Origin of the sequence: Pseudomonas sp. I2 (assembly GCF_040984075.1) — a bacterium.
GTDB lineage: Bacteria > Pseudomonadota > Gammaproteobacteria > Pseudomonadales > Pseudomonadaceae > Aquipseudomonas > Aquipseudomonas guariconensis_B.
The window spans coordinates 1-25,795 of sequence record NZ_JBCGFQ010000003.1 but is presented as its reverse complement, the minus strand read 5'-3'; the positions used below and the strand labels follow the sequence as shown (position 1 = coordinate 25,795).

Sequence of the window (25,795 nt, the reverse complement as noted above, 5' to 3'; positions counted from 1 at the left end):
CGCGCAATGATTCGAGGGATGCGACTGTTAGCGTAGATCAGGGTTCGATAAACAGCACTGGGGCGGTGTGTTCGAGGCGAGGTGGGGCAGTCAGGCGGGGACGTTGTCATCCTGGGGCCGCGAAGCGGCCCCAGGAAGTGGATCAGGCGGATGCTGCAGCCGGTGGGCGCTGGCCCTCTGGCTGGCGCCACTCGCCGGCGGCACTCTCCTCGATCGCCTGCTGGATCGCCCGGCGGCGACGCTCTTCGGCGCGGCGGCTGAAATACCAGACCAGGAAGGTCATCAGCGATACCGACAGCAGGATCAGGCTGGCCACCGCGTTGATCTCAGGCTTCACGCCCAGGCGCACGGCAGAGAACACTTCCATCGGCAGGGTGGTCGAGCCCGGACCGGACACGAAGCTGGCCAGTACCAGGTCGTCCAGCGACAGGGCGAACGACATCATGCCGCCCGCCGCCAGCGACGGGGCGATCATCGGGATGGTGATCAGGAAGAACACCTTCCACGGCTTGGCCCCCAGGTCCATGGCCGCTTCCTCGATGGACAGGTCGAGCTCGCGCAGGCGCGCCGACACCACCACCGCCACATAGGCCGCGCAGAAGGTGGTGTGGGCAATCCAGATGGTGACGATGCCGCGCTCCTGGGGCCAGCCGATCATCTGGGCCATGGCCACGAACAGCAGCAGCAACGACAGACCGGTGATCACCTCGGGCATCACCAGCGGCGCGGTGACCAGGCCGCCGAACAGCGTGCGGCCCTTGAAGCGGGTCACCCGGGTCAGCACGAACGCCGCCAGGGTCCCCAGCGCCACCGCGGCGACCGCGGTGTAGCAGGCGATCTCCAGCGAGCGCATCACCGAACCCATCAGCTGGGAGTTGTCGAGCAGGCCGACGTACCATTTCACCGACCAGCCGCCCCAGACCGTCACCAGCTTGGAGGCGTTGAACGAGTAGATCACCAGGATCAGCATCGGCAGGTAGATGAACAGCAAGCCGAGCACCAGCATCAATGTGGAGAAACTGAAACGCTTCATGCCCTGCCCTCCATTTCCTTGGCCTGGCTGCGGTTGAACAGCAGGATAGGCACGATCAGGATCACCAGCATCACCACCGCCAGGGCGGACGCCACCGGCCAGTCACGGTTGTTGAAGAACTCCTGCCACAGCACCTTGCCGATCATCAGGGTTTCCGGGCCGCCGAGCAGCTCGGGGATGACGAACTCGCCCACCACCGGGATGAACACCAGCATGCAGCCGGCGATGATGCCGTTCTTCGACAGCGGCACAGTGATCTTCCAGAAGCTGTTGAAGGTGCTCGAACCCAGGTCCGACGCGGCCTCGAGCAGGCTTGGGTCGTGCTTCACCAGGTTGGCGTACAACGGCAGGATCATGAACGGCAGGTACGAATAGACCACGCCGATGTACACCGCCAGGTTGGTGTTGAGGATCTGCAACGGCTGGTCGATCACCCCGAGCCACAGCAGGAAGCTGTTGAGCAAGCCGTTGTTGCTGAGGATGCCCATCCAGGCATAGACGCGGATCAGGATCGCGGTCCAGGTCGGCATCATGATCAGCAGCAACAGTACGGTCTGGGTTTCCTTGCGTGCATTGGCGATGGCGTAGGCCATGGGGTAGCCGATCAACAGGCACAGCAGGGTGCTGAAGAAAGCGATCTTCAACGAGCCCAGGTAGGCCGAGATGTACAGTTCGTCCTCGGTCAGCAAGCCGTAGTTGGCCAGGTTCAGCACCAGCTGCACCTTGTCCTCGACGTAGCTGTAGATCTCCGTGTAGGGCGGGATCGCCACGTCGGCTTCGGCGAAGCTGATCTTCAGGACGATGAAGAACGGCAGCATGAAGAACAGGAACAACCAGATGAACGGCACACCGATCACCAGGTGGCGCCCCTGCGGGGTGACCTTGTTGAGTGCTCGCTTGAGCTTGCGGATGTTCATGAGCGCAGTACCACGCCGCTGTCGTCTTCCCACCAGACGTACACGTCGTCGCCCCAGGTCGGCCGGGTACCCTGGCGCTCGGCGTTGGCGACGAACGACTGGACGACCTTGCCGGTGGGCAGCTCCACGTAGAACACCGAGTGGCCGCCCAGGTAGGCGATGTCGTGGACCTTGCCGCGCGACCAGTTGTGCTCGCAGGTCGGCTGCTCGGTGGTGACCAGCAGCTTCTCCGGCCGCAGGGCATAGGTGATGCGCTTGTCCTCGACCGAGGTCGTGACGCCATGGCCCACATAGATGTTGCGCTCGAGCTCCGGCGAGGCGATCAGCGCGTGGCCCTCGGCATCGTCGACCACTTCACCCTCGAACAGGTTGACGTTGCCGATGAATTCGCAGACCAGGCGGCTGGTCGGGGTCTCGTAGACGTCCACCGGCGAGCCGATCTGGGCGATCCAGCCCAGGTGCATGATGGCGATGCGCTGGGCCATGGTCATGGCCTCTTCCTGGTCGTGGGTCACCATCACGCAGGTCACGCCGACCCGCTCGATGATCTCGACCAGTTCCAGTTGCATCTGCGAGCGCAGCTTCTTGTCCAGCGCGCCCATGGGTTCGTCGAGCAGCAACAGCTTCGGCCGCTTGGCCAGCGAACGGGCCAGGGCCACACGCTGGCGCTGGCCACCGGAGAGCTGGTGCGGCTTGCGCTTGGCGTACTGGGTCATGTGCACCAGCTTGAGCATCTCGGCCACGCGGGCGTCGATCTCGGCCTTGGGCATCCTGTCCTGTTGCAGGCCGAAGGCGATGTTCTGCGCCACGGTCATGTGTGGGAACAGGGCGTAGGACTGGAACATCATGTTGATCGGCCGCTCGTAGGGCGGCATGTCGGTGATGTCGACACCATCGAGGAAGATCCGCCCTTCGGTCGGGCGCTCGAAGCCCGCCAGCATGCGCAGCAAGGTCGATTTGCCGGAGCCGGAGCCACCCAGCAGGGCGAAGATCTCGCCCTTGCTGATTTCCAGGGACACATCGTCCACAGCTACCGTTTCGTCGAACTTTTTCGTGACCCGATCGATCTTGACCAGCACCTGCTTGGGCTGCTGGCTACCCTCGAGGGCTTTCTTATAGGCTCCGGAGGCAACTGCCATGAATGAAACTCCCAACAAGATTTTTATGCCCGCACACCCTGTCGCTGCAGGGCGCGCGGCGGCTCTGGATTGTTATTTGCCCGACTTGACCTTGGTCCAGCTGCGGGTCATCAAACGTTGTACCTTGGGTGGCAACTCGGCATTGACGAACATCTTGTCCAGTACTTCCTGCGGTGGGTAAACCGCAGCGTCAGTCCTCACATCCTGGTCCATCAGGTCGCCAGCCTTGGGGTTGGGGTTGGCATAACCGACGTAGTCACTGACCTGGGCGATAACCTCAGGCTTCAGCAAGTAGTTGATGAAGGCATGGGCCTCCTTGGCGTTGCTGGCATCCTTGGGGATGGCCAGCACGTCGAACCAGAGGTTGCCGCCTTCCTTGGGAATGGCGTAGGCCAGCTTCACGCCCTTGCCGGCCTCTTCGGCGCGGGCCTTGGCCTGGAATACATCGCCGGAGAAGCCGGCGGCGACGCAGATGTCGCCGTTGGCCAGGTCGGTGATGTACTTGGAAGAATGGAAGTAGGTCACGTAGGGACGCACGGCCAGGAGCTTCTCCTCGGCCTTCTGGTAGTCCTTGGGGTCGGTGCTGTTGGGGTCCAGGCCCAGGTACTGGAGGACCGCCGGCAGCATCTCGTCGGCCGAATCGAGGAAGGCCACGCCGCACTTGGCGAGCTTTTCCATGTTCTGCGGCTCGAACAACACCGCCCAGGAGTCGATCGTGTCGGTGCCCAGCGCGGCCTTGACCTTCTCGACGTTGTAGCCGATACCGTTGGTGCCCCACAGGTAAGGCACGGCGTACTGGTTGCCCGGATCGTTCTTCTCGAGGCGCTTCATCAGCGCCGGATCCAGGTTGGAATAATTGGGCAGCAGGCTCTTGTCGAGCTTCTGGAAAGCGCCCGCCTTGATCTGCTTGCCGAGGAAATGGTTGGACGGCACCACCACATCGTAGCCGGTACGGCCGGCCAGCAACTTGCCTTCCAGGGTTTCGTTGGAGTCGAAGACATCGTACTTGGCCGCGATACCGGTTTCCTTCTGGAAGTCGGCAAGGGTCGTCGGGCCGATGTAGTCGGACCAGTTGTAGATGTGCACCGTAGGCGCTGCTTGGACGCCGAATGCCAGCGTCAGACCCGCTCCAGCCATCATGGCCTTGCGAAATATGGAAATAGACAAGTGGGTGGTCCTCTCAATCAGTGCCTGTGACGGCGCGAAGCGGCCGTACACGCAAAACCGGCGCGCAACTTACCTTCGCGGCATCGATGCCGCAAACTTATTTGCCTCACATCGCCTCTGGGCCGGGAAGCCCCGGCCCAGAGGGCCCGCGACGGGCTTACTTGCCCGACTTGATCTTCGTCCAGCTGCGGGTGATCAGACGCAGGGTGCCTGCATCCTGGTCGCTGATCGCATACAGCTGCTTCTTCACGTCATCCGAGGGGTAGATGCTCGGGTCGCCGGAGATTTCCTTGTCCACCAGCGGGGTGGCCGCCTTGTTGCCGTTCGGGAAGCGCACGGCATTGGTGATCTCGGCCATGATTTCCGGCTGCATCAGGAAGTCCATGAACTTGTAGGCGCCTTCGACGTTCGTGGCGTCCTTGGGGATGGCGACCATGTCATAGAAGGTACCGGCGCCTTCCTTCGGAATGACGTATTCCAGCTTGACCTTGTCGCCGGCCTCGTGGGCACGGGCCTTGGACTGCTCCAAGTCGCCCGAGTAGCCGACGGCCACGCAGATGTTGCCGTTGGCCAGGTCGGAAATGTACTTGGAGGAATGGAAGTAGGTGATCGACGGCCGGACGCTCAGGAACAGCTCCTCGGCGGCCTTCAGGTCCTGCTTGTCCTTGCTGTCGGTCGGCTTGCCCAAGTAGTGCAGGGCCGCCGGGATCATCTCGGTCGGAGCATCGAGGAAACTCACGCCGCAGCTCTTGAGCTTGGCGATGTTCTCCGGCTTGAACACGGCATCCCACGAGTCGATCTTGTCCACGCCCAGCGCGGCCTTGACCTTCTCCGGGTTGTAGCCGATGCCGATGGAGCCCCACATGTAGGGGAAGGCGTACTTGTTGCCCGGGTCGCTGGCATCACCGACGGCCTTGAGCAGGTCTTCGTCGAGGTTCTTCCAGTTCGGCAGCTTGGAGCGGTCCAGCTCCTGGTAGACGCCGGCCTTGATCTGCTTGGCCAGGAAGTTGTTCGATGGCACGACCACGTCGTAGCCGGACTTGCCCGCCAACAACTTGGCTTCGAGGGTCTCGTTGCTGTCGAAGACGTCGTAGACCACCTTGATGCCGCTCTGCTTCTCGAACTTGGCCACGGTGTCCGGGGCGATGTAGTCCGACCAGTTGTAGACGTGCAGCACCTTGTCGTCAGCCTGAACAGCGGTCGCCATGACACCCATCAGGGCCGTGGCCAGCAGCGTCTTGCCCATTTTCTTCATGCGTAATGCTCCAGAATTTATTATCAAGCCATCTGTTCAGCAGCCAAGATCCCACGGTGCAGCGCTGGGCGACTGAAACAGCCGCTAGTCTGGCAAGTTACAAGGCGCTGTTTCAAGGAAAGCAGGGCCTTGTAACCGCTTAATGTCACTTCGCTAGCGTAGCAGGCGGTCAGCGGACCGCTTCGAGCGTCAGGTCCAGGCATTTGCGCGCCTTTTCCACCAGCTCGTCGACCTCCTCACGGCTGATCACCAGAGGCGGTGCGATGATCATGGTGTCGCCCACCGCACGCATGACCAAGCCGTTTTCGAAGCAGAAATTACGGCAGATCATGCCCACGCCCTTGCCTTCGTAGCGGCTGCGGGTCGCCTTGTCCTTGACCAGCTCGATCGCGCCGAGCAGGCCCAGGCCGCGTACCTCGCCCACCAGCGGGTGGTCCTGCAGCTCACGCAGACGCTTTTGCAAATAGGGTGCCGTTTCCGTGCGGGCACGCTCGACGATCTTCTCGTCGCGCAGGATACGCAGGTTTTCCAGGCCCACCGCGGCCGCCACTGGGTGACCGGAGTAGGTGAAGCCGTGGTTGAAGTCGCCGCCCTCGCTGAGCACCTGGGCCACGGTGTCACGCACGATCACACCGCCCATGGGGATGTAACCGGAGGTCAGGCCCTTGGCGATGGTCATCAGGTCGGGTTGCAGGTCGTAGTAGTCGGAGCCGAACCACTCGCCGGTGCGGCCGAAACCGCAGATCACTTCGTCGGCGACGAACAGGATGTCGTACTTGGCGAGGATCTCCTTGATCTTCGGCCAGTAGGTCTCGGGCGGGATGATCACACCGCCAGCCCCCTGGATCGGCTCGGCGATGAAGGCGGCGACCTTGTCCTCGCCGACTTCCAGGATCTTCTTCTCCAACTGCTCGGCGGCCCAGACCCCGAATTCGTCCGGGGTCATGTCGCCCCCTTCGCCGAACCAGTACGGCTGCGGGATGTGCACGATGCCTGGGATCGGCAGGCCGCCCTGCTCGTGCATGCCGCTCATGCCACCGAGGCTGGCGCCGGCCACGGTGGAGCCGTGGTAGCCGTTGACCCGGCCGATGATGGTCTGCTTGCCCGGCTTGCCCTTGAGCGCCCAGTAGTGGCGCACCATGCGCAGCACGGTGTCGTTGCCCTCGGAGCCGGAGCCGGTGAAGAACACATGGGTCATGCCCTTGGGCGCCACGTCGGTGATCGCCTTGGCCAGCTCCAGCGCCGGCGGGTGGGCGGTCTGGAAGAACAGGTTGTAGTACGGCAGTTCGCGCATCTGCTTTTCGGCCGCCTGCACCAGCTCTTCACGGCCATAGCCGACCGCCACGCACCACAGGCCCGCCATGCCGTCGAGGATCTTGTGGCCCTCACTGTCCCACAAATGCACGCCCTGGGCCTTGGTGATGATGCGCGGCCCCTTCTCCTTCAGTTGCTTGTAGTCGCTGAAGGGAGCCAGGTGGTGCTCACCGCTCAGGGTTTGCCATTCACGGGTTTGCGGGTTGTTGACGCTCATGTGCTTCTCCGTTATCCGACAGCCGCGCTCCTGCGGCCCCAGGGTTGATCAGACGGCAAACAGCAGGAACTCGCGCTCCCAGGAGCTGATTACCCGTTTGAAGTTTTCATGTTCCGCCCGCTTGGTGGCGACATAGCCGGTGATGAATTTCTTGCCCAGGTACTGGTCCAGGGCCCGGCAGTTCTGCATGCGCTCCAGCGCATCCTCGATGGTCAGCGGCAGGCGCAGGTTACGCCGCTCGTAGCCCCGCCCCTGGACCGGCGCGCTGGCACCGATGCCTTCGACCATGCCGATATAGCCGCACAGCAGGCTCGCGGCGATGGCCAGGTAGGGGTTGGCGTCGGCGCCCGGCAGGCGGTTCTCCACGCGGCGGTTCTGCGGGCCGGCGTCCGGTACGCGCAGGCCGACGGTGCGGTTCTCTTCGCCCCATTCGACGTTCACCGGTGCCGAGGTGTCTGGCAGGAAGCGGCGGAACGAGTTGACGTTGGGGGCGAACAGCGGCAGCGCCTCGGGAATGAACTTCTGCAGGCCGCCGATGTGGTTGAGGAACAGCTCGCTCATGCTGCCGTCCTCGTTGGCGAAGATGTTCTTGCCGGTGGCGACGTCGACCACGCTCTGGTGCAGGTGCATGGCGCTGCCCGGCTCGCCGGTCATGGGCTTGGCCATGAAGGTGGCCGCCACGTTGTGCTTGAGCGCGGCCTCGCGCATGGTGCGCTTGAACACCAGGATCTGGTCGGCCAAGTGCAGGGCGTTGCCATGACGGAAGTTGATCTCCATCTGCGCCGTGCCGTCTTCATGGATCAGGGTGTCGAGGTCCAGCTGCTGCAGCTCGCACCAGTCGTAGACGTCCTCGAACAGCGGGTCGAATTCGTTGGCGGCCTCGATGGAGAACGACTGGCGCCCGGTTTCCGGACGACCGGAGCGGCCCACCGGCGGTTGCAGCGGGAAGTCCGGGTCTTCGCTGCGCTTGGTCAGGTAGAACTCCATCTCCGGCGCGACGATCGGCTGCCAGCCCTTGTCGGCATAGAGCTTGAGGACTTTCTTGAGTACGTTGCGCGGCGACAGCTCGACCGGGTTGCCCTTCTTGTCGTAGGTGTCGTGGATCACCTGGGCGGTCGGCTCGATCGCCCAAGGCACGAGGAACACCGCGTTCTCGTCGGGGCGGCAGATCATGTCGATGTCGGCCGGGTCCAGCAGTTGGTAATAGATGTCGTCGTCGACGTAGTCGCCGGTCACGGTCTGCAGCAGGACACTCTCGGGCAGGCGCATGCCTTTTTCGGCGATGAACTTGTTGGTAGGCGAGATCTTGCCGCGGGTGATGCCGGTCAGGTCGCTGATCAGGCATTCGACTTCGGTGATCTTGTGCTCTTTCAACCAATCGGTGAGCTGGTCGAGGTTGTTACTCATAAATACCTCAGGAGGTAATGTGGCCCGGCCGGCGAAAGCCGGGCGCCGCTGACGCCTGGCGTCGGTCAAGGGGGTTGCCGTGCGACCCGAACGGCCGCGGCAGACCCGTGCCTTGATTCTGGATGGAGTGGATTGCTAAAGCAAAAACCCCCGCGCAGGACGACAGTGGATACACGCCAGTGGAGTGCGTCCGGGCAGAACTCGAAGGGCAGATGAGCGAAAAAGCGTGCAGTAAACTGCTACGAAAGGAGGATGGGCTGTACCCGCCGTCAATTATTGCGGCCAGAGCGCTCACGCGATCGGCGATGCGTGCGAAGCCCTTGCGGCAAGTGACGGAAATACCTGACTGCGCGGCGCAGGCGGCGCTTTCAGGTCGCGGCAGGCGGACCATGTGACCCTCGTATTATTGTGTTCTGGGTTGAGACCGAGCTTAGCCTTGTTCATTTTTTTACACAACACCTCTGTAAAAAATAAAACACGTTAAGCCCGAGATAGCCCTTCCACGGCAAAATAGCGGATAATGGCACGCCCCTATATGCAGCAAATCTGCCGTCGATGTGCCATTTCAGGGCATCATGGGGCTGGCTTGACTTCACCTGGTCTTTCGGATTGACTGGGCTTGCAAGCCCCCCTTGATTGATATTTTTAACAACAAAGGTGTTGCATCATGTCGGTACCCCCGCGTGCCGTTCAGCTTAACGAAGCGAACGCGTTCCTTAAGGAACATCCCGAGGTTCTCTACGTTGACCTTCTGATTGCAGATATGAATGGTGTGGTGCGTGGCAAACGCATCGAACGCACCAGCCTCCACAAGGTTTACGAGAAAGGCATCAACCTGCCCGCCTCCCTCTTCGCCCTGGATATCAACGGTTCCACCGTCGAGAGCACAGGCCTTGGCCTGGACATCGGCGATGCCGACCGCATCTGCTACCCGATCCCCGGCACCCTGTCCAACGAACCCTGGCAGAAGCGCCCCACCGCCCAGCTGCTGATGACCATGCACGAGCTCGAAGGCGAGCCGTTCTTCGCCGACCCGCGCGAAGTGCTGCGCCAGGTGGTGAGCAAGTTCACCGACATGGGCCTGACCATCTGCGCGGCGTTCGAGCTGGAGTTCTACCTGATCGACCAGGAGAACGTGAATGGCCGTCCGCAGCCGCCGCGCTCGCCGATCTCCGGCAAGCGCCCGCAGTCGACCCAGGTCTACCTGATCGACGACCTCGACGAATACGCCGACTGCCTCCAGGACATCCTCGAAGGCGCCAAGGAACAAGGCATCCCGGCCGACGCCATCGTCAAGGAAAGCGCCCCGGCGCAGTTCGAGGTCAACCTGCACCACGTCGCCGACCCGCTCAAGGCCTGTGACTACGCGGTGCTGCTCAAGCGCCTGATCAAGAACATCGCCTACGACCATGAGATGGACACCACCTTCATGGCCAAGCCCTACCCGGGCCAGGCAGGCAACGGCCTGCATGTACACATCTCCGTGCTGGACAAGGATGGCAACAACATCTTCACCAGCGAGGATCCCGAGCAGAACGCCGCGCTACGTCACGCGGTCGGCGGTGTGCTCGAGACCCTGCCCGCGTCCATGGCGTTCCTCTGCCCGAACGTCAACTCCTACCGCCGCTTCGGTGCGCAGTTCTATGTGCCGAATGCGCCGAGCTGGGGCCTGGACAACCGTACCGTGGCCCTGCGCGTGCCGACCGGCACCCCGGACGCCGTGCGCATCGAGCACCGCGTGGCCGGCGCCGACGCCAACCCGTACCTGATGATGGCCGCTGTCCTGGCCGGCGTGCACCATGGCCTGACCAACAAGGTCGACCCAGGCACTCCGATCGAAGGCAACGCCTACGAGCAGCTGGAGCAGAGCCTGCCGAACAACCTGCGCGATGCCCTGCGTACGCTGGACGACAGCGAGATCCTGAACAAGTACATCGATCCGAAGTACATCGACATCTTCGTCGCGTGCAAGGAGAGCGAGCTGGAGGAGTTCGAGCATTCGATCTCCGACCTCGAGTACAACTGGTACCTGCATACCGTGTAAACGAAAACGCCGCCCCCAGATGTGGGAGCGGCCTTTCGCGACACAAGGCCGCTCCCACACAGAAACCGCGCTACAGGCTACTTACAGGGGCTTCTCGAAGATCTTCGAATTGCGCTGGTAGTTGTACAGCGACGCCCGCGCCGCCGGCAGCCGCTCCACGCCACTGGGCGCGAAGCCACGCTCGCGGAACCAGTGGGCGGTACGGGTCGTCAGCACGAACAAGGTCTTGAGCCCAAGCTTGCGCGCCCGGCTCTCGATCCGCTCGAGCAACTCGTCCCCCCGCCCACCATGGCGATACTCCGGGTTCACCGCCAGGCACGCCAACTCCCCCGCCTCGGAATCGGCGATCGGGTACAACGCCGCGCAGGCGATGATCATGCCGTCACGCTCGACCACGCTGAACTGCTCGATCTCCCGCTCCAGCACCTCGCGCGAACGCCGCACCAGGATGCCCTGCTCTTCCAGCGGGCTGATCAGCTCCAGCAGGCCGCCGACATCCTCGATCGACGCCTCGCGGACGATCTCGAACTGCTCCTGGGCCACCAGGGTGCCGCCGCCATCACGGGTGAACAGCTCGGTGAGCAGCGCACCGTCCTCGGCATAGCTGACGATATGGCTGCGCGCCACGCCGCCCTTGCAGGCCTCGGCCGCAGCGTCCAGCAACTCGCCCTGGTAGTCGCTGCCCAGGCGCAGCAGGTGCGGTGCGACCTGCTGCGGACGCAGCTCGCGCACCAGCTTGCCGTGCTCGTCGAGCAGGCCCGACTCGGCACCGAACAACAGCAGCTTGTCGGCTCCCAGCTCGATGGCGGCGCGGGTCGCCACGTCCTCGCAGGCCAGGTTGAAGATCTCGCCGGTGGGCGAATAGCCCAGGGGCGACAGCAGCACGATGGAGCGCTCGTCCAGCAGGCGGTTGATGCCCTTGCGGTCGATCCGCCGCACCTCGCCGGTGTGGTGATAGTCGACCCCTTCGAGCACGCCGATCGGCCGGGCGGTGACCAGGTTGCCGGCGGCCACCCGCAGGCGCGAGCCCTGCATGGGCGACGCCGCCATGTCCATGGACAGGCGCGCCTCGATGGCGATGCGCAGGGCGCCCACCGCATCGATCACGCATTCGAGGGTCGCCGCGTCGGTGATGCGCATGCCGCGGTGGTAGTGCGGGGTCAACCCGCGGGCGGCCAGGCGGCTCTCGATCTGTGGACGAGAGCCATGCACCAGCACCAGCCGCACGCCGAGGCTGTGCAGCAGCACCAGGTCATGGACGATGTTGCCGAAATTGGGATGCGCCACCCCATCGCCGGGCAGCATGACCACGAAGGTGCAGTCGCGATGGGCATTGATGTACGGGGAGGCATGACGTAGCCAGTTGACGTATTCGGGCATGACGGGGCCTGTGGATAAGTGAACGGAGAACGGCGAAACGGACGCGGTTCAAAATCATCGTCGGAACAGGCTTGCGGTCACGCGCGCTCTCCTCTAGGCAGGAACGAATCAGGTCAATGGGCGTTTAGCTCAGGCAATAATGCCGGATCAGGTCACGCAATAGACGTACGGTAGGCTCGATTCGTGACATTTCCAGGTATTCGCCCGGCTGGTGGGCGCAGGCGATGTCACCGGGACCGAGCACGATGGTCTGGCAACCGAGTTGCTGAAGATAAGGCGCTTCGGTGCCGAAGGCCACCGCTTCGGCGCGATGGCCGGTCAGACGTTCGGCCAATTGCACCAGCTCGGCATCGGCGGCCTGCTCGAACGGCGGCACCTCGGGGAACAGCGGCGCATAGTCGATCTGCACCTCGAAACGCTCCGCCACCGGCACCAGCTTCTCGCGGATCGCCGCACGCAACTGCTCGGCGTCCATGCCCGGCAAGGGGCGCAGATCGAACTCCAGGGCACACTGGCCGCAGATACGGTTGGGGTTGTCGCCACCGTGGATGCAACCGAAATTCATCGTCGGCGTCGGTACCGTGAACTGCGGGTTGCGATAGGTCTGCTGCCATTGCTGGCGCAGCCCCATCAGCTCGCCCATCAGCGCATGCATGGCTTCCAGGGCGCTGCGGCCCAGGCTCGGGTCCGACGAGTGGCCACTGCGACCAAGGACCTCGATGCGCTCCATGAGAATCCCCTTGTGCATGCGGATCGGCCGCAGGCCGGTAGGCTCGCCGATCACTGCCGCACGCCCCAGAGGCTGCCCGGCCTCGGCCAGGGCGCGGGCGCCGGACATGGAGCTTTCTTCGTCGCAGGTGGCGAGGATCAGCAGCGGTCGCTTGAAGCCATGCTCCAGCAAGGGCCTGACCGCCTCGATGACCAGGGCGAAGAAGCCTTTCATGTCGCAACTGCCCAGGCCTATCCAACGGCCATCGACTTCGGTCAGCGTCCACGGGTCGCTGGCCCACAAATTCGGGTCGCAAGGCACGGTATCGCTGTGTCCGGCCAGCACCAGGCCGCCCGGGCCGCTGCCACGGCTGGCCAGCAGGTTGAACTTGCCCGGCGTGACCTGGCGGATTTCGCAGGCGAACCCCAGGTCGCCCAGCCAGCTGGCCAGCAGATCGATGACCTGGCGGTTGGACTGGTCCAGCGCAGGCTGGGTACAACTGACCGAGGGGGCGGCGATCAGGGCGGCGAACTGGTCTTTCAGCGACGGCAAGGGCATGCACGTTCTCCTCGGAATCGTTGCCCATCATAGCAACGCACGCCCGTCCCCGGGCAAGCTGACGGCCCGCCCCCAGCAGTAAACCCACAGTGCGCAAGCGACTCCTGTAAACTGCCTGGCAACGATGCCCTCTCCTTCGAGCCTGCGATGCACAAAGAAACCGAACTCAAGCTCCGTGCCAGCCGCGAAACCCTCGCCGCGCTGCGCGAGCACCCCTTGCTGAAAAAGCGCAACAAGTCCGGCTGGCAGACCCGCGAGCTGCTCAACCAGTACTTCGACACCCCGGCCCGCGACCTCGCCGCCGCCCGCGTCGCCCTGCGCCTGCGCCGCGACGGCGAGGTGATCATCCAGACCCTCAAGTGCCGTGGCCAGAGCGTGGCCGGCCTGTCCGAGCGCAACGAGTACGAATGGTACCTGGACAAGGTCAAGCTCGACCTGAAGAAGCTCGACGACAGTTGCTGGCCGGCGCAATTGGCCGACCTGGACAAGAAGACCATCAAGCCGCTGTTCACCACCGACTTCACCCGCGAATACGCCGAGATCGCCTGGGGCCGCGGCAAGGCCAAGGTGGTGATCGAGGCCGCCCTCGACCAGGGTTTCGTCATCGCCGGCAAGCGCAAGGAAGCGATCAGCGAACTGGAGCTGGAACTGCGTGAAGGCGCCCCCGAAGCCCTGCTGGAGCTCGCGGCGGAGCTGGCCGCCAGCCTGCCGCTGATGCCTTGCGACATCAGCAAGGCCGAGCGCGGCTACCGCTTGCTCGAGCCCGACAGCTACGAATTGAGCCTGCCGAGCACCCAGCTGGACGCCGAGATGGCGCTGGACGACGCCTTCGCCGCCCTCGCCTGGCAGTTGCTGGGCAGCAGCCAGCGCCTGGCCGAGCAATACCGCCACAACGGCCACTGGCGCCTGCTGCAGGACTGGGTCGGCTGCCTGGTCGAACTGCGTGCCCTGGTCGGCAGCCTGGGCCAGGCTGCGCCACGGACCAGCACCCGCACCCTGCGCACCAGCCTCGATGCCCTGCTGGAAGACTGGCGTCCACTGGTACAAGCCGGCAACGACGACGAGGACGTGCGCCGCGCCGCCCCGGAGCAGTTCGCCGAGGAGCTGGAAGACACCCGCTGGGGCCAGTTCTCCCTGGAGACCTCGCGCTGGCTGCTGGCTCGCGCCTGGACCGCCGAACGCACCGGCCGCGGCGAGCGCCAGGGCAAGGCGCAACTGGCCAGCTGGCTGCTGCACCTGCTCGCCGAGGAAGCCCGCGCCCTGCAGTTGCCACTGTATGCCCAGCGCCCGGAAGACCTGGCCGAGCAACTGCCACGTATCGAGCGCCTGCAGGCCTGGCTGCACCATGCCCGCCAGGTGGTCGAGGCGCCGCAGCTGGACCGTCTCTATGGTGAGCTGAACAAGCTGCACCAGTTGGCCGAACGGCCACTGTCGGATGAGTTGCTGGAAGCCCGCGTCGAGCAGGCACGTCTGGTGGACAAGAGCCGCGCCTGGAAGCACCTGCTCAAGGCTTGAGCCACCCGGGGCCGCCGAAGCGATATTGGGGCTGCTTTGCAGTCCCAACTGGCGGCATCACCGCCCCAGCGGCAAGCTGGTCGTGGACTTGATCTCCGACAACGCGACGATCGAGTTGACTTCCTGGATCCCCGGCACATTCGACAGTTTCTCGAAGAAGAAACGCTCGTAAGCCTCGATGTCCGAGGTCACGATGCGCAGCAGGAAGTCCACCGACCCCATCAGCACATAGCACTCCAGCACCTCTGGAAAGCCCCGGATCGCCTCGGTGAACTCGGCGAAGTTGGAGCGCCCGTGGGCGTTGAGCTTCACTTCGGCGAATATCTGCGTGTTCAGGCCGACCTTCTTGCGATCGAGCAGGGTCACCTGGCCACGGATCACCCCTTCCTCCTTGAGCCGTTGGATACGCCGCCAGCACGGCGATTGCGACAGGCCCACGCGCTCGGCAATCTGCGCGCTGGACAGCGAGGCGTCTTCTTGCAGCAGCGCCAGGATGCGTCGGTCGTAGGCGTCCAGCTCACCTTGCATGAATGATTCTCCAATCTGCCTAATGGCGAATAGATCTATCTGCCCAATAGGCAAATTGATGGAATCATAGCGAAAAAATACCCGCCAAGGCGTGCAAGAATTTCTCCCTCACCGATGGAGACCGGCATGAACGCACTCGAACGGCCCGACACCCCGCACCGCACCGACACCTGGGCCGCCAGCGCCGTCCACTGCACCGTGCACTACCGCCTGCAGGCCGAAGCCGAGCCAGACAGCCTGTGCCGGGTGCTCAACCTGTTCGCCTTGCAGTTCCTCACGCCACATCGCGTCCAGGTCAACCAGCGGGATGACCTGCTCGACATCGAAGTGGGCGTCGACGGCCTGAGCTGGCACCGGGCCGAGGTGATCGCGCAGAAGCTGCGCAACCTGGTGTGCGTGGGTGACGTCAGCCTGGAGAACATGCCGAAGATGGTCGAACTCGCGGCGGGCTGAACTCATCGCGCAAGGCCCGTGCCGCAAGATCCGGAAACCCTTTGCCAGCGCGCATCTGCTTCCCCCCGGCTAGCCTTCCCCAGGACACCTACACCTGGCACGGACGCCGCCATGTATACCGACCAACACCATGCCCTGGACCTTAATCGCCTGCTCGACGCCCTGCTGGCCGAGCGACGCCTGGACGCCAACGACGTCATGCGCGTGCTCGAACGGGCCGCGAGCCACCCCGACGAACATCCCCTGGAAACCCTCGCCAGCCTGGCCCTGGACGATCGCCAGCAGCCCGGCCAGCGCCTGGACCTGGACAGCCTGGGCCAGTGGCTGGCCGGCAAGGTGGGCCAACCCTACCTGCGCCTCGACCCGCTGCAACTGGAGCTGTCGCAGGTCGCCGGGCTGATCTCCCCTGCCTTCGCCCAGCGCCATGGCATCCTCGCCGTGGCGGTCGATGAACACGGCGTCACCGTGGCCAGCGCACAACCCTGCCAGCGCGACTGGGAAATCGACCTGGCCCGCAGCCTGGGCAAGCCGATCCGTCGCGTGCTGGCCAACCCGGTGCAGATCCGCCAACTGGGCCAGACCTTCGTGCGCCTGGCCCACTCGGTACAGGGCGCGCAATACCAGGCCACTGGCCTGGGGGAGCTGGAGCAACTGCTGGAGCTTGGCAAGCGCCAGGCCGAAGCCAGCGCCGACGATGCCCATATCGTGCACATCGTCGACTGGATCCTGCAGTACGCCATCGAGCAGCGCGCCAGCGACATCCACCTCGAACCCGGCCGCGAGCAGGGCCGCCTGCGCTATCGCATCGACGGCCTGCTGCACACCGTCTACGCCTTCCCCGCCGGGGTCACCCTGGCGCTGGTCAGCCGCCTGAAGCACCTGGGGCGCATGGACGTAGCCGAAAAACGCCGCCCCCAGGACGGCCGCCTGAAAAGCCGCCTGCCCGGTGGAAGCGAAGTGGAACTGCGCCTGTCCACCCTGCCGACGCCCTTCGGCGAGAAACTGGTGCTGCGCCTGTTCGATCCGCAACAGTTGCACGAAGACTTCGACAACCTGGGCCTGGATGGCGAACTGCTGCAACGCTGGCAGGCCCTGCTGCGCCAGCGCCAAGGCATCATCCTGGTCACCGGCCCGACCGGTTCGGGCAAGACCAGCACGCTCTATGCCAGCCTCAAGCAACTGGCCACGCCGCAGGTCAACCTGTGCACCATCGAAGACCCCATCGAACGCCTGGAGCCAGCCTTCAACCAGTTGCAGGTCCAGCCTGCGCTGGACCTGGGCTTCGCCAATGGCGTGCGCGCCCTGCTGCGCCAGGACCCAGACATCATCATGATCGGCGAGATACGCGACCGCGAGACCGCCCAGGTCGCAGTCCAGGCCGCCCTCACCGGGCACCTGGTGCTCTCGACCCTGCACACCAACGATGCCTGCGGCGCAGTGACCCGCCTGCAGGAGCTTGGCGTAGCCGACTACCTGATCAAGGCCACCCTGATCGGCGTCATGGCCCAGCGCCTGGTACGCACCCTATGCCAGGACTGCCGGGGCAGTGCCCAGCACGGGGCAGCCTCCTGCCGGACCTGCCGGAGCACCGGCTATCACGGCCGCACCGGCCTGTTCGAGCTGCTGCTGCCGGGCGAGCGCCTGCGCGCCAGCATCGGCCCCGGCACGGACCTCGCCGCCTTGCGCCAGTTGGCCCTGGCCGAGGGACTGCGCGATCTGCGGCGCTGCGGGGACGAAAAAGTGACTCGCGGCCTGACCAGCCCAGCGGAAGTGCTACGGGTCTGTTCCTGAGGAAAACCCCTTGTATACAGGGAACTTACGTCATCGCGACACGCTCAAAGCGGTCATCCACAGCCCTCACCAACCGAGGTGAAACCATCATGCGTCTTAAAACCGCCATCGCAGTCACTGCCCTGCTCTCGTTACCCTTTGGCTCTGCCCTGGCCGACACCTTCTGGCGCAATATCATCTCGTCAGGCGCGACCACGGCATCGACTTACCTGACGTTCAAGGACCACAAGCTGATCGTTGCCGCCCAGGACGACGCCGGCAGCTTCGTCGCCAGCGACGGCGCGATCCGCGGGCCGTTCCTGGAGGCGGCGATCCGCCAGGTGCGTGCCGACAATCCGGGTGTGCAAGCCAGCGACATGGAACTGGCCAACGCGATCCTGGCCAAGAATGCCGTCGTCGAATAAACCTCCTCGGGCGAGCTTCGAGGTCGCTCACCCTGTAGGCGCGTTGTAATCCTGGGGCTGCTTTGCAGCCCCAAAGCCACTCCCTCAGCGATACGCCTCCACCGGCACGCACGCACAGAACAGGTTCCTGTCCCCATACACATTGTCGACCCGGTTCACCGCCGGCCAGTACTTGTGCTGGCGCACGTGAGCGCTGGGCGCAACGCCCTGCTCCAGGCTGTACGGCCGCTCCCACGGCGCCAGCACGTCGGCCAGGGTATGCGGCGCATGCTTGAGCGGGTTGTCCTCGGCGGGCCAGTTGCCCTCTTGCACCTCGCCGATCTCGGCGCGGATCGCCAGCATGGCCTCGACGAAACGGTCCAGTTCGGCCTTGGACTCGCTCTCGGTCGGCTCGACCATCAAGGTACCCGGCACCGGGAACGACATGGTCGGCGCATGGAAGCCGTAGTCCATCAGGCGCTTGGCCACGTCTTCCTCGGTGATGCCGGTCAGCGCCTTCAACGGCCGCAGGTCGAGGATGCACTCGTGGGCCACGCGCTGGTTGCGCCCACGATAGAGCACCGGGAAAGCCCCGCCCAGCTGGCTGGCCAGGTAGTTGGCCGAGAGGATCGCCACCTCGCTGGCGTCGACCAGTTGCGGCCCCATCATGGCAATGTACATCCAGCTGATCGGCAGGATGCTGGCGCTACCCCAGGGTGCGGCGCTGACCGCGCTGTTGTTCGGGTCCAGGCCCGGCACCGGTACCACCGGGTGGCTGGCGACGAATGGCTGGAGATGAGCGCGCACGCCGATCGGCCCCATGCCTGGGCCACCACCGCCATGGGGGATGCAGAAGGTCTTGTGCAGGTTCATGTGCGAGACGTCGGCGCCGATGTCCGCCGGCCGCGCCAGGCCGACCTGGGCATTGAGGTTGGCGCCGTCCATGTAGACCTGTCCCCCCTGCCGGTGGACCACCTCGCAGATCTCGCGGATACCTTCCTCGTACACACCGTGGGTCGACGGATACGTGATCATCAGGCAGGAAAGCCTGTCCCCGGCGGCATGGGCCTTGGCCTTGAGATCGTCGATATCGACGTTGCCGTCGTCGTCGCACTCGACGATCACCACCTCCATCCCCGCCATCTGCGCCGACGCCGGGTTGGTGCCATGGGCCGACGACGGGATCAGGCACAAGGTGCGCTGGGGCTGGTGGCGGCTGCGGTGATAGCGGGTGATCGCCATCAACCCGGCGTATTCACCCTGGGCACCGGAGTTCGGCTGCATGCAGATGGCATCGAAACCGGTGATGGCGCATAACCAGCGTTCCAGCTCGTCGATCATCGCCTTGTAACCCTGGGCCTGGGCCTCTGGCACGAAGGGGTGCAACTGGGCGAACTGCGGCCAGGTGATGGGAATCATCTCGCTGGTGGCGTTGAGTTTCATGGTGCAGGAACCCAGCGGGATCATCGACTGGTTCAGCGCCAGGTCCTTGTTCTCCAGTTGCTTGAGGTAACGCAGCATCTCGGTTTCGCTGTGGTGCAGGTTGAACACCGGGTGCTCGAGCAAAGGTGTGCGGCGCACCAGAGCTGCGGGAATGCCTTCGGGCAGGGCCTTGTGGTCCAGCTCGGCGATGTCCAGGTCGTGGTCGACGCCGAGGAAGATGTCGAACAGGCGTAGCACCGTTTTTTCCGTGCAGGTCTCGTCGAGGCTGACGCCCAGGTGGCCACGGCCGAGGATGCGCAGGTTGATGTGCGCAGCCTCGGCGCTCTCGATGATGGCCGCCTGGGTGCCGCCCACGTCGAGGGTCAGCGTGTCGAAGAAGTGCGCATTCAGCCGCTTGATGCCCTTTGCCTCCAGCCCGGCGGCGAGGATGAAGGTCAGCCGGTGCACCCGCTGGGCGATCCGTCGCAGCCCCTCGGGGCCGTGGTAGACCGCGTAGAAACCAGCGATGTTGGCCAGCAGCACCTGGGCGGTGCAGATGTTCGAGTTGGCCTTCTCACGGCGGATATGCTGCTCGCGGGTCTGCAGGGCCATGCGCAGGGCGGTATTGCCACGGGCATCGCGGGACACGCCGATGATGCGCCCTGGCATGGCCCGCTTGAACTCGTCGCGACAGGCGAAATAGGCCGCGTGAGGGCCACCGTAGCCCATGGGCACGCCGAAGCGCTGGGTCGAGCCGAGCACCACGTCGGCACCCTGTTCGCCTGGCGGCGTGAGCACCACCAGGCTGAGGATATCCGCGGCGACACAGGCCAGGGCGTGTTGGCCGTGCAACTGGTCGATCAGTGGCCGCAAGTCGCGCACCTCGCCATGGGTGTCGGGGTATTGCAGCAAGGCGCCGAACACCGAGTGCTGGCCCAGGTTATCCACGGAGTCGACGATCAGTTCGAAGCCGAAACCCTCGGCGCGGGTGCGCAGCACCGAGAGCGTCTGCGGATGGCAGTGCTCGTCGGCGAAGAATGCGTTGCTCTTGCTCTTGGCCACGCGCCGGGCCAGGGCCATGGCCTCAGCGGCGGCCGTCGCCTCGTCGAGCAGCGAAGCGTTGGCCAGGGGCAGGCCGGTGAGGTCGATGACCATTTGCTGGAAGTTCAGCAGCGCCTCCAGACGCCCTTGGGCGATCTCCGGCTGGTAGGGCGTATAGGCGGTGTACCAGCCTGGGTTCTCCAGCACGTTGCGCAGGATGACGGTCGGCGTGACGGTACCGTGGTAGCCCATGCCGATCAGGCTGGTCCAGACCTGGTTCTGCCCGGCGTACTCGGCCAGCCTGGCCAGTGCTGCCTGTTCATCCAGGGCGGGCGGCAGGTCGAGAGGGCGATCGAAGCGAATGCCTGGCGGGACGGTCTGCTCGATCAGTTCGCTGCGGCTGGCGACGCCGAGGGCGTCGAGCATGGCCTTCTGCTCCGAGGCGTCAGGCCCCAGGTGACGATGCAGGAAGGGGTTGAGCTCTTGCAGTTGACTCAGGGATGGCGACTGGGACATGGCGACGCTCTCTTCCTAGACCAGGTCTCATGGAGACTTATAAGTCTAGGAAGGGATCGCCAATACCGTGGGAAAACTTACTCGCCTATGGCGGCTTTATAACCGGCGGCGTCCAGCAGGCTGTCAAGTTCAGCAGGATTGCTTGGCTTGAGCTTGAAGATCCAGGCACCGTAAGGGTCGTTGTTCAGCTCTTCGGGGCTGTCCGCCAGCGCTTCGTTCACGGCGATGACTTCGCCCCCCACCGGCGCGTAGATGTCCGACGCGGCCTTGACCGATTCGACGACGCCCGCGGCGTCGCCTGCGGCGAACACCTTGCCCACTTCCGCCAGCTCGACGAAGACCACGTCACCCAGGGCTTCCTGGGCATGGTCGCTGATACCTACGGTCACGCTGCCATCGCTTTCCAGGCGCGCCCACTCGTGGCTTTCGGCAAAACGCAGTTCGGCGGGGATATTGCTCATGTCTTGTATTCCTCGATTGGCTCAGCGGTCGGCCCGCCGGTAATTGTTCAGATCAGGATCTTGCCGTGGCGCACGAAGGTCGGCTTGACCACCCGCACCGGGTACCACTTGCCGCGGATCTCCACCTCGGCGCGATCGCCGGTGGCCATGGGCACGCGCGCCAGGGCGATGGACTTGCTCAGCGTAGGCGAGAAACTACCACTGGTGATCTCCCCTTCGCCAATCCCGGCCACCCGCACCACCTGGTGGGCACGCAGCACGCCGCGCTCCTCGAGCACCAGGCCAACCAGTTTCTCCTGCACGCCGTGCTCGATTTCCGCCAGCAGCCCGGTACGGCCGATGAAGTCGCGCCCGGCCGGCTCCCAGGCGACGCTCCAGCCCAGGTTGGACGTCAGCGGAGTATGGTTTTCGTCGATGTCCTGGCCGTAGAGGTTCATGCCGGCTTCCAGGCGCAGGGTGTCGCGGGCGCCCAGGCCGCTCGGCGCGATGCCGGCGCCGACCAGGTCGTTGAAGAAGGCCGGCGCCTGCTGGCCGGGGAAGATGATTTCCAGGCCGTCCTCGCCGGTGTAGCCGGTGCGGGCGATGAACCAGTCGCCCTCGGCGACGCCCTCGAACGGGCGCAGCTCGCGGATCAGCGCGGCGCGCGCGGCACTGAGCAGGTCGGCGACCTTTTCCCGCGCATGGGGGCCTTGGATAGCCAGGATGGCCAGCTCCGGCCGCTCCACGAACCCGACCGCGAAGCCGGCGCTCTGCGCCTGCAGCCAGGCCAGGACCTTGTCGCGGGTGGCGGCGTTGGCCACCAGCCGGTAGCCGCTTTCGGTACGGTAGGCGATCAGGTCGTCGATGACGCCACCCTGCGCGTTGAGCAGCGGGCTGTACAATGCCTTGCCGGGGCCGTCCAGGCGCGCTACGTCGTTGGCCAGCAGGTGCTGCAGCCAAGGGGTGGCGGCAACGCCATCGACGTCGATCACCGTCATGTGGGAGACATCGAAGACGCCGCAGTCGCTGCGCACCTGGTGGTGCTCCTCGACCTGCGAACCATAGTGCAGGGGCATGTCCCAACCGCCAAAATCGACCATCTTGGCGCCAAGCGCCAGGTGCAGGTCATACAGAGGCGTACGCTGTCCCATGGGTTTCTCCTTCCGGGCGTGGCGAAGCAGCGGTGGGGGGCGACGTCTGTCCGTCATCCGATCTTGTAAGGCCCGCTGCAGCGAATGCCGCGCATTGTAGCTGCAAGGGCGAAGCCTGGCACCCTCAGCGAGGGTGCCCCGGGCGCCGGGCCGAGCGGCGGATCAAGCCGATGACCGGCAACAGGCCGACCAGCACCAGGGTCAGCGCCGGCAACGAAGCCCGTGCCCACTCGCCTTCGCTGGTCATCTCGAAGACCCGGACTGCCAGCGTGTCCCAACCGAACGGACGCATCAGCAAGGTCGCCGGCATTTCCTTGAGCACGTCGACGAACACCAGCAAGGCGGCGCTCAGCGCACCGGGCACCAGCAGCGGTAGATACACCTTGAAAAACAATCTCGCCCCACCGACGCCAAGGCTGCGCGATGCCTCCGGCAGCGAGGGGCGGATGCGCTCGAGGCTGCTTTCCAGCGGGCCGTAGGCCACGGCGATGAAACGCACCAGGTAGGCCAGCAGCAACGCCGAGAGACCTCCCAGCAGCAGTGGCTTGCCGGCGCCACCGAGCCACTTGGAGAGGGGCACCACCAGTTGGTTGTCGAGGTAACTGAAGGCCAGCATGATCGACACCGCCAGTACCGAGCCGGGCAAGGCATAGCCCAGGTTGGCCAGGCCGACACCGGCCCGCACGCCACCGGTCGGCGCCTGGCGCCGGGCGAAAGCCAGCAGCAGGGCCACGCAGACGGTGATCAGCGCCGCCATGGCGCCTAGGTAAAGGGTGTGCAGGACCAGCCCGACGTAACGCTCGTCAAGGTCATGCCGGCCACGCTGCCAGAACCACGCCAGCAGTTGCAGCAGCGGGATGACGAAGGCGCAGGCGAATACCAGCAGGCACCAGCCACTGGCCGCCAGCGCCTTGAAGCCACGCAGGTGATAGAGCGCCTGGCCTCGGGGTCGCTCGTTGCCGATGCGGGTCGCACCACGGGCACGGCGCTCGCCATACAGCACCAGCATCACGACCAGCAGCAGCAGGCTGGCCAGCTGGGCAGCGCTGGACAGGCTGAAGAAGCCGTACCAGGTCTTGTAGATGGCCGTGGTGAAGGTATCGAAGTTGAACACGGCCACGGCGCCGAAATCCGCCAGGGTCTCCATCAGTGCCAGGGCGATGCCGGCTCCGATGGCCGGCCGCGCCATCGGCAGGGCCACCCGCCAGAACGCCTGCAGCGGCGACAGGCCCAGGACCCGCGCCGCCTCCATCAGGCCCTTGCCCTGGGCCAGGAAGGCGGTCCGCGCCAACAGGTAGACATAGGGATAGAACACCAGCACCAGGACGATGATCACGCCACCGGTGGAGCGTACCCGCGGTAGGCGCATGGGCCCGAATACCTCGCGCAGCGCCGTCTGCACGGGGCCGGCGAAGTCGAGCAGGCCGACGAAGACGAACGCCAGCACATAGGCCGGGATGGCGAAGGGCAACATGAGTGCCCAGTCCAGCCAACGCCGCCCAGGGAACTCGCAGAGGCTGGTGAGCCAGGCCAGGCTCACACCCAGCAAGGTCACGCCGATGCCCACGCCAAGCACCAGGGTGAGGGTGTTGTTCAGCAACCGGGTCATCTGGGTGTCGAGCAGGTGCGACCAGATCTGCGTGTCGATCGATTGCCACGAGAGCGCAAGGACGCTCAGGGGCAGGAGTACCAGGGCGGCGATGAGGAAGACCGGGAGGTACCAGCGGCGTTGGGGGGCGTGGGACAAAGCTGAAATCTCGGTGACGTGGCGACCGCATCGCGGCGGTTCGGCGCCCCGGCAAGCCCGCGCCCAATAGGGGCCGAGTCGATCACACAATGTGATGTACCCGGCCATGTGGGAGCGGGCTTGTCGGGGCGCCGAACCGCCGCGAATCAGGGCCTGAATGGCCCCAAAGGATAAGGCCTGCCGCTTAGTTCCAGCCAGCCCGATCCATCAGGCGAATCGCCTCGGCCTGGCGCTTGCCAGCCACTTCGACCGGAATGCTGTCGGCCTTGAAACTGCCCCAGGCGGCGACTTCATCGGAAGGCTTGACCTTCGGATTGGCCGGGAACTCCTGGTTGACGTCAGCGAACAGCTTCTGCGCGCGCTCGCCGGTCATCCACTCGACCAGTTTCTTCGCGGCCTCCGGATGCGGTGCGTGCTTGGTCAGGCCGATGCCCGACAGGTTCACGTGCACGCCACGGTCAGCCTGGTTGGGCCAGAACAGCTTGACCGGCAGGCTGGGTTTCTCCTTGTGCAGGCGGCCGTAGTAGTAGGTGTTGACGATGCCCACGTCGCACTGGCCGGCCTCGATGGCCTGGAGCACGGCGGTGTCGTCGGAGAACACGTCGGTGGAGAGGTTGTTGACCCAGCCCTTGATGATCTCTTCGGTCTTGGCCTCGCCGTGGTTCTCGATCAGGGTGGCGGTCAGCGACTGGTTGTAGACCTTCTTCGCGGTACGCAGGCACAGGCGGCCTTCCCACTGCTTGTCGGCCAGGGCCTCGTAGGTGCTCAGCTCCTCGGGCTTGACCCGCTCGGTGGAGTAGACGATGGTCCGCGCACGCAGGCTCAGGCCCGTCCAGTCATGGGACGAGGCACGGTATTGGGAGGGGATGTTCTGGTCGATGACGTCCGACTTGATCGGCTGCAGGATACCCATCTGCTCGGCCTGCCAGAGGTTGCCGGCATCCACGGTGAGCAGCAGGTCGGCGACGCCGTTCTCGCCCTCGGCCTTGATGCGCTGCATCAACGGGGCTTCCTTGTCGGTGATGAACTTGATCTTCACGCCGGTTTCGGCGGTGTAGGCGTCGAACACCGGCTTGATCAGCTCGTCGATGCGCGAGGAGTACACCACCACTTCGTCCGCCGCCTGAGCGGTGCCGCCGAACAGGGTCAGGGCCAGGGCGGCCAGTAGGGGCTTGCGGGGCAACATGGAAGGCACTCCTCGATGGGTTTAGAGGTACGAATGGTAGTGAATCCCATTTTTCCTCTCACCCGCATAGAGGTTACTGAATGTTGCAGCCCACCCATGGCAAGCGAAACGAGATCGGAGAGGCGTCGAGGCCAGCTCTTTTTACTCAGTGCGACAGCGCAACGGAAATTTCTGCATTGCTTGTAGGAAGCGTCTATTACGCCGCATGCAGGGAAAAAACCCCAGCCTGAGCTGCTAGGTTCCTTGGCTTGACCAAGCACAAGGAGCTGGCACATGCGTGTGAGTCTGGATGGCAAAGGGCAGGCGGTCGATGGCGACCTCACCACCACGGGCGCAACCTGTATCGGTACGGGTACGGGTTATTTCTCCGGCGGACGCATGGTCCTTCGAGAGGGCGACGCCACGACACCCTGTCCGCTGTGTGGCGAGGTTGGCCGAATAGTCGAGGGGTACCCCTTCTTCATTTCCGATGGCCGACCCGT

The 25,795-nt window shown here is 64.6% G+C and carries 21 protein-coding genes; 6 read left to right on the top strand and 15 right to left on the bottom strand.

All coding sequences use genetic code 11. The features are described 5' to 3' along the window. Positions 1–142: 142 nt before the first annotated feature. The 7 genes from WCE05_RS02225 to WCE05_RS02195 form a co-directional block, all read right to left on the bottom strand. Complete coding sequence (locus tag WCE05_RS02225; RefSeq protein ID WP_225787632.1) at positions 143–1,033, bottom strand: ABC transporter permease subunit; 891 nt, start codon at positions 1,031–1,033, stop codon at positions 143–145. Next, the gene (locus WCE05_RS02220; RefSeq protein ID WP_225787633.1) at positions 1,030–1,950 is read right to left on the bottom strand and encodes an ABC transporter permease subunit; all 921 of its coding nucleotides are present in this window, start codon (positions 1,948–1,950) and stop codon (positions 1,030–1,032) included. Before WCE05_RS02220 ends, WCE05_RS02225 begins: the two co-directional genes overlap by 4 nt. Beyond that, positions 1,947–3,089 carry a polyamine ABC transporter ATP-binding protein gene (gene potA, locus WCE05_RS02215; protein ID WP_225787634.1) on the bottom strand — a complete coding sequence of 381 codons (1,143 nt, stop codon included), beginning with the start codon at positions 3,087–3,089 and terminating at the stop codon, positions 1,947–1,949. Before potA ends, WCE05_RS02220 begins: the two co-directional genes overlap by 4 nt. A gap of 72 nt (positions 3,090–3,161) precedes the next feature. Next, on the bottom strand, positions 3,162–4,256 hold the full coding sequence (locus WCE05_RS02210; RefSeq protein ID WP_317235050.1) for a polyamine ABC transporter substrate-binding protein: 1,095 nt from the start codon (positions 4,254–4,256) through the stop codon (positions 3,162–3,164). A 157-nt stretch (positions 4,257–4,413) separates the two neighbouring features. After that, positions 4,414–5,511, bottom strand: a complete 1,098-nt coding sequence (locus tag WCE05_RS02205; protein ID WP_225787635.1) for a polyamine ABC transporter substrate-binding protein — start codon at positions 5,509–5,511, stop codon at positions 4,414–4,416. A 169-nt stretch (positions 5,512–5,680) separates the two neighbouring features. Then, complete coding sequence (locus WCE05_RS02200; protein WP_253079835.1) at positions 5,681–7,042, bottom strand: aspartate aminotransferase family protein; 1,362 nt, start codon at positions 7,040–7,042, stop codon at positions 5,681–5,683. Positions 7,043–7,090: 48 nt separating this feature from the next. Continuing rightward, positions 7,091–8,449, bottom strand: a complete 1,359-nt coding sequence (locus WCE05_RS02195) for a glutamine synthetase family protein (protein WP_225787637.1) — start codon at positions 8,447–8,449, stop codon at positions 7,091–7,093. 667 nt (positions 8,450–9,116) lie between these two features. Between WCE05_RS02195 and WCE05_RS02190 the strand changes: the two genes are divergently transcribed. After that, complete coding sequence (locus WCE05_RS02190; RefSeq protein ID WP_225787638.1) at positions 9,117–10,493, top strand: glutamine synthetase family protein; 1,377 nt, start codon at positions 9,117–9,119, stop codon at positions 10,491–10,493. A gap of 81 nt (positions 10,494–10,574) precedes the next feature. On the opposite strand, the gene argA is transcribed toward WCE05_RS02190, so the two are convergent. Together argA and argE are read right to left on the bottom strand one after the other, a co-directional pair. Then, positions 10,575–11,873 (bottom strand): amino-acid N-acetyltransferase, encoded by a 1,299-nt coding sequence (gene argA, locus WCE05_RS02185; RefSeq protein WP_225787639.1) that lies wholly within the window; start codon positions 11,871–11,873, stop codon positions 10,575–10,577. A gap of 124 nt (positions 11,874–11,997) precedes the next feature. Beyond that, complete coding sequence (gene argE, locus WCE05_RS02180) at positions 11,998–13,140, bottom strand: acetylornithine deacetylase (RefSeq protein ID WP_253079834.1); 1,143 nt, start codon at positions 13,138–13,140, stop codon at positions 11,998–12,000. A gap of 147 nt (positions 13,141–13,287) precedes the next feature. Between argE and WCE05_RS02175 the strand changes: the two genes are divergently transcribed. After that, positions 13,288–14,655: a CYTH domain-containing protein gene (locus WCE05_RS02175; protein WP_368815375.1), complete on the top strand. Its 1,368-nt coding sequence runs from the start codon at positions 13,288–13,290 to the stop codon at positions 14,653–14,655. Between the two features lie 57 nt (positions 14,656–14,712). Here the strand turns inward: WCE05_RS02175 and WCE05_RS02170 are convergent, their stop codons facing one another. Further along, positions 14,713–15,183: an Lrp/AsnC family transcriptional regulator gene (locus WCE05_RS02170; RefSeq protein WP_368815374.1), complete on the bottom strand. Its 471-nt coding sequence runs from the start codon at positions 15,181–15,183 to the stop codon at positions 14,713–14,715. Positions 15,184–15,309: 126 nt separating this feature from the next. Between WCE05_RS02170 and WCE05_RS02165 the strand changes: the two genes are divergently transcribed. The 3 genes from WCE05_RS02165 to WCE05_RS02155 all read left to right on the top strand — a co-directional run bounded on the left by WCE05_RS02165 (position 15,310) and on the right by WCE05_RS02155 (position 17,831). After that, on the top strand, positions 15,310–15,636 hold the full coding sequence (locus WCE05_RS02165; RefSeq protein ID WP_368815373.1) for a hypothetical protein: 327 nt from the start codon (positions 15,310–15,312) through the stop codon (positions 15,634–15,636). 111 nt (positions 15,637–15,747) lie between these two features. Continuing rightward, positions 15,748–17,427, top strand: a complete 1,680-nt coding sequence (locus tag WCE05_RS02160; protein WP_368815372.1) for a GspE/PulE family protein — start codon at positions 15,748–15,750, stop codon at positions 17,425–17,427. A gap of 89 nt (positions 17,428–17,516) precedes the next feature. Continuing rightward, positions 17,517–17,831, top strand: coding sequence for a DUF2388 domain-containing protein (locus WCE05_RS02155; RefSeq protein WP_225787645.1), 315 nt, complete (start codon positions 17,517–17,519; stop codon positions 17,829–17,831). Positions 17,832–17,915: 84 nt separating this feature from the next. Here the strand turns inward: WCE05_RS02155 and gcvP are convergent, their stop codons facing one another. The 5 genes from gcvP to WCE05_RS02130 form a co-directional block, all read right to left on the bottom strand. Continuing rightward, positions 17,916–20,789 carry an aminomethyl-transferring glycine dehydrogenase gene (gene gcvP / locus WCE05_RS02150; protein WP_253090967.1) on the bottom strand — a complete coding sequence of 958 codons (2,874 nt, stop codon included), beginning with the start codon at positions 20,787–20,789 and terminating at the stop codon, positions 17,916–17,918. 77 nt (positions 20,790–20,866) lie between these two features. Further along, entirely contained in the window at positions 20,867–21,250 is a 384-nt protein-coding gene (gene gcvH / locus WCE05_RS02145) for a glycine cleavage system protein GcvH (protein WP_225787647.1), read from the bottom strand. A 47-nt stretch (positions 21,251–21,297) separates the two neighbouring features. Continuing rightward, positions 21,298–22,380 carry a glycine cleavage system aminomethyltransferase GcvT gene (gene gcvT / locus WCE05_RS02140; protein ID WP_225787648.1) on the bottom strand — a complete coding sequence of 361 codons (1,083 nt, stop codon included), beginning with the start codon at positions 22,378–22,380 and terminating at the stop codon, positions 21,298–21,300. A gap of 124 nt (positions 22,381–22,504) precedes the next feature. Then, positions 22,505–24,127: an ABC transporter permease gene (locus tag WCE05_RS02135; RefSeq protein WP_368815371.1), complete on the bottom strand. Its 1,623-nt coding sequence runs from the start codon at positions 24,125–24,127 to the stop codon at positions 22,505–22,507. Positions 24,128–24,311: 184 nt separating this feature from the next. Continuing rightward, the gene (locus WCE05_RS02130) at positions 24,312–25,313 is read right to left on the bottom strand and encodes an extracellular solute-binding protein (protein WP_253090966.1); all 1,002 of its coding nucleotides are present in this window, start codon (positions 25,311–25,313) and stop codon (positions 24,312–24,314) included. Positions 25,314–25,586: 273 nt separating this feature from the next. On the opposite strand from WCE05_RS02130, the gene WCE05_RS02125 reads away from it, so the two are divergent. Further along, the coding region (locus WCE05_RS02125; protein WP_368815370.1) for a PAAR domain-containing protein at positions 25,587–25,795 on the top strand (209 nt) is incomplete at its 3' end.